The 3,537-nt window shown below is 74.4% G+C and carries 6 protein-coding genes; 1 reads left to right on the top strand and 5 read right to left on the bottom strand.

What is annotated here, in order from left to right:
• Positions 1–532 (bottom strand): site-specific integrase (locus AB0I76_RS25315; protein ID WP_357040226.1); only part of this gene is annotated, 532 nt, incomplete at its 3' end.
• A gap of 74 nt (positions 533–606) precedes the next feature.
• On the opposite strand from AB0I76_RS25315, the gene AB0I76_RS25310 reads away from it, so the two are divergent.
• Positions 607–1,581, top strand: a complete 975-nt coding sequence (locus tag AB0I76_RS25310; protein WP_357040223.1) for a YafY family protein — start codon at positions 607–609, stop codon at positions 1,579–1,581.
• 46 nt (positions 1,582–1,627) lie between these two features.
• Here the strand turns inward: AB0I76_RS25310 and AB0I76_RS25305 are convergent, their stop codons facing one another.
• The 4 genes from AB0I76_RS25305 to AB0I76_RS25290 form a co-directional block, all read right to left on the bottom strand.
• Entirely contained in the window at positions 1,628–2,065 is a 438-nt protein-coding gene (locus AB0I76_RS25305; protein ID WP_357040220.1) for an Hsp20/alpha crystallin family protein, read from the bottom strand.
• Between the two features lie 170 nt (positions 2,066–2,235).
• Positions 2,236–2,646 carry a DUF6069 family protein gene (locus AB0I76_RS25300; protein WP_357040217.1) on the bottom strand — a complete coding sequence of 137 codons (411 nt, stop codon included), beginning with the start codon at positions 2,644–2,646 and terminating at the stop codon, positions 2,236–2,238.
• 74 nt (positions 2,647–2,720) lie between these two features.
• Positions 2,721–3,194: a MarR family transcriptional regulator gene (locus AB0I76_RS25295; RefSeq protein WP_357040214.1), complete on the bottom strand. Its 474-nt coding sequence runs from the start codon at positions 3,192–3,194 to the stop codon at positions 2,721–2,723.
• A gap of 49 nt (positions 3,195–3,243) precedes the next feature.
• The coding region (locus tag AB0I76_RS25290) for a DUF2087 domain-containing protein (protein WP_357040212.1) at positions 3,244–3,537 on the bottom strand (294 nt) is incomplete at its 5' end.

The raw sequence follows: 3,537 nt of genomic DNA, 5'->3' as shown, positions 1-3,537 counted from the left end.
AGACCAGCTCCCCCACCCGCAGGCCCAGGTCGGCCAGCAGCGCGATGGTGGCGCGGTTGCGGGCGGCGGTGGGGCCGGTGTCGGCCTCGGCGGCGGCGAGCAGCGCGTCCACCTCGTCCGGGGTGAGCCCCACCGTCGCCGAGTGGTCCCGGTCGATGCGCGGTCGGTCCGCGCCGGCCACCGGGTTGGCGTCGACCGCCCGCAGCTTGACCAGGAAGTCGTACCAGCTGGACAGCGCGGACAGGCGGCGCGCCACGGTGGCCGGGGTCAACGGTCGGCCGCTGCGCACCGCGAGGGTCGACTCCAGCGTGCGGGCGTACTCGTTGACGTGCAGGAAGTTCGCCCACAGGGGATCGAGGTCCCGGGCCGCGCACCAGGCGAGCCAGCCCGCGACGTCCCGCCGGTACGCGTCGCGGGTGTGCACCGAGAGTCGCCGGTTGCGCAGCCACGCCTCGGTGAAGTCGGTCGGTCCGGCGGGCAGGGCCGGGCGGGCCGACGGACGGGACCGCACCGGAGCGTCCGAGGAGAGCATGTGAAAAAGGTTCTCAGCTCCGGGTCGGAAACCCGTGGAGGCGCGCCCGACCGGCCGACGGGTACGGTCGGGCGGTGCGTGCGAGTCGGCTGGTGTCCCTGCTGCTGCTCCTGCAGACCCGGGGCCGGATGACCGCCCAGGAGTTGAGCGCCGCCCTGGAGGTGTCGATCCGCACCATCTACCGGGACGTCGAGTCGCTCTCCGCCGCCGGGGTGCCGGTGTACGCCGAGCGCGGCCCGGACGGCGGCTACCAGCTCCTGGACGGCTACCGCACCCGGCTGACCGGGATGACCGCCGGTGAGGCCGAGGCGCTGTTCCTGGCCGGCGTCCCCGGCCCGGCGGCCGAGCTCGGCCTCGGGACCCTCCTGGCCGCCGCCGAGCTGAAGCTGCGGGCCGCGTTGCCGGGGGAACTGGCCGACCGGGGCGGGCGGATCCGGCAGCGGTTCCACCTCGACGCGCCCAGCTGGTTCCGCGAGCCGGAGCCGACGCCGCACCTGGCCGCCCTGGCCGGGGCGGTGTGGGAGGACCGGCGGGTCCGGGTGCGCTACCAGCGGTGGAAGCAGCCGCGCGAGGTCGTCCGGGAGCTCGCCCCGCTGGGTGTCGTGCTCAAGGCGGGACGGTGGTATCTGGTCGCCGACGCCGGCGGACAGGTACGCACCTACCGGGTCGCCGCGATCCTGGACCTGGCCGTCCTCGACGAGTGGTTCGAGCGCCCGGCCGACTTCGACCTGGCCCGCTGTTGGCAGGAGCACGCCGAGGTGTACGAGCGCGGCGTGTACCGCGCCGAGGCACACGTGCGGATGACGGTGGCGGCGCTGGAACTGGCCACGCACGTCTTCCCCCCGGCGATGAGCCGGGCGGCCCGCGCGGCGGCGGGTGAGCCGGACGACCAGGGCTGGCTGCCGACGACGGTGCCGATCGAGTCGGTGCGGCACGGCCACGTCGAGCTGCTCAAGCTCGGTGCCGAGGTGGAGGTGCTCGCCCCCGCCGAGCTACGGGACCTGTTCCGGGGCACGGCGAGGGCCCTGGCGGCGCTGTACCCGACGTGACGACGCGCCCGCGGGACCGGTGCGACGTCCCGCGGGCGCGGTCCGCTCAGGCGTGGATCTCCCTGCGTCCGTTGCCGTTGCCGTTGCCGCCGGCGGTGACGGTGACCCGGCGGGGCTTCGCCCGCTCGGCCACCGGGATCCGCAGCGTCAGGACGCCGTTGTCGTAGCCCGCCTCGAGCTTGTCGGTGTCGAGGGTGTCGCCGAGGAAGAGCTGGCGGGTGAAGGTGCCCATCGGACGCTCGGCGGCGACGAGCTCGACGCGGTCACCGGTGGGCCGGCGGCGCTCGGCGCGGACGGTCAGCACGTTGCGCTCCACCGTGCAGTCGATGCTGTCGGGGTCGACGCCGGGCAGGTCGAACGCGGCGTAGAAGTGTTCGCCGTCGCGGTAGGCGTCCAGGTGCATCATCGCCGGTCGGGTCGCGGTGCCGAAGAACTGCTCGGCGAGCCGGTCGATCTCACGGAACGGGTCGGTACGCATCAGCATGGTCGTGCCTCCTCGGGTCTCCTGGCCGAAGGTCTCGGGTTGAGTCGAGACGACTCAACTTCCTCTTCAGTATTTAGCGCGCCCCGGCGCGGTCGCCAACCCCGACGCCCGTACTCACGCGTCGGCGCCCGCGACGGCCGGTCGCGGGCGCCGGGTCGGCCGGGCCGGGGTCAGCGGCGGGTGGGCAGGATCGGGATGAGGACGGCCGCGACCGCCAGGTGCATGGCCCCGAGGGCGAGCTTGGCGCCGGTGGAGGCGTCGGCCCCGAAGAGGGGCAACAGCGACACCACGGCCACCACCGCGGCGAGGACGGTCCAGATGAGCGTCGCCCGGTGACCGGCGAAGCGCTCGAGGACGACAAGCGCCGCCCAGCCCACCAGCGACGCGCCGAGGGAGAACACGACGACCGGCGCCAGCCCGACCTCCATCGCGGGACGGCCGGGGGTTGTCACCGTCCAGTCCACTCCGGCGACGGCCCCGATCACCCAGATCAGGGCGCAGGTCGCGACGGCGGCGAGGACGCCCAGGGCACGCCGGCGGACGGACGAGGTGGTGGTGGTGGGCTGCGCGGTCGCGCTCATGGTTGCTCCTCGGTCGCGGGTTCGACGAGAGCGACCGTAGCAGATAGTCCCGATCGAAACCATCTCCTGCGGGATCAACACCCGGGGCGGCTGCCCGGACCGCACGGCCCGGCGCCGGAGAGTCGCCCGGCGACGAGGTTCTCCAGTGACCGCAGCAGCGCCTCCCGCTGCGCCGGCGGCAGGCCGGCGAGCACGTCCTGCTGGATCCGCGCGGCGATCTCCTGGGCCCGATCGAGCACCACGACGCCCTGCCCGGTCACCTCCACCAGGCGTGCCCGGCGGTCGGTGGGCGACGGGCGGCGGCGGGCCAACCCGGCGGCCTCCAACTGGTCGAGCGTCACGACCATGGTGGTCTTGTCGATGCCGCAGGCCTCGCCGATCTGCCGCTGGGTGAGATCCCCCGCCCGGGCCCGCAGCAGGACGTGGTGCGCCCGGGGCGAGATGCCCAGCTCCGCCAGCCCGGCGGCGTGCTCGGCCAGCAGGGCATGGCTGGCCGAGGCGAGCAGGAACATCAGGTCGGGAGCGCCGCCCGGCGAGCACGAGGACATTCCCCGAGGTTAACAACCGTTTGGAACGGGATCGTCTCCGCGTGGAGGATCAGCCGGTCCGCCAGTAGACCCCCTGCTCCCGACTCAGCAGGTGTTCGTCGACCAGGTACCGCCGCAGCGTCACGTGGTCCGACCCGCCGCCGGCACACCAGGCGCGCAGCGTCTCGTCGACGGCGCGCTCCGGATACCGCACCCCGGGCTCGAACGCGGCGGCGATGTGCACCAGCAGGACCCGACGTCGGCCCCGCTGCGCCGGCAGCCCGACCAGGACGCCGTCGCGCACGAAGGTCCGCAGCACCCGCTCCCCCGCGTCGACCGGCCCGTCAGCCGGCATCGACGGCGG

Origin of the sequence: Micromonospora sp. NPDC049799, assembly GCF_040656655.1 — a bacterium.
Classification (GTDB): Bacteria; Actinomycetota; Actinomycetes; order Mycobacteriales; family Micromonosporaceae; genus Micromonospora.
Note: the sequence above shows the minus strand (reverse complement) of the source record. Positions and strands in the feature narration are given on the sequence as shown.

Excerpts from the sequence above, each read along its gene's own strand:
- AB0I76_RS25305 (WP_357040220.1), bottom strand. The coding sequence starts at position 2,065 with ATGCTGATGCGTACCGACCCGTTCCGTGAGATCGACCGGCTCGCCGAG.
- AB0I76_RS25295 (WP_357040214.1), bottom strand. The coding sequence starts at position 3,194 with ATGTCCTCGTGCTCGCCGGGCGGCGCTCCCGACCTGATGTTCCTGCTC.
- AB0I76_RS25300 (WP_357040217.1), bottom strand. The coding sequence starts at position 2,646 with ATGAGCGCGACCGCGCAGCCCACCACCACCACCTCGTCCGTCCGCCGG.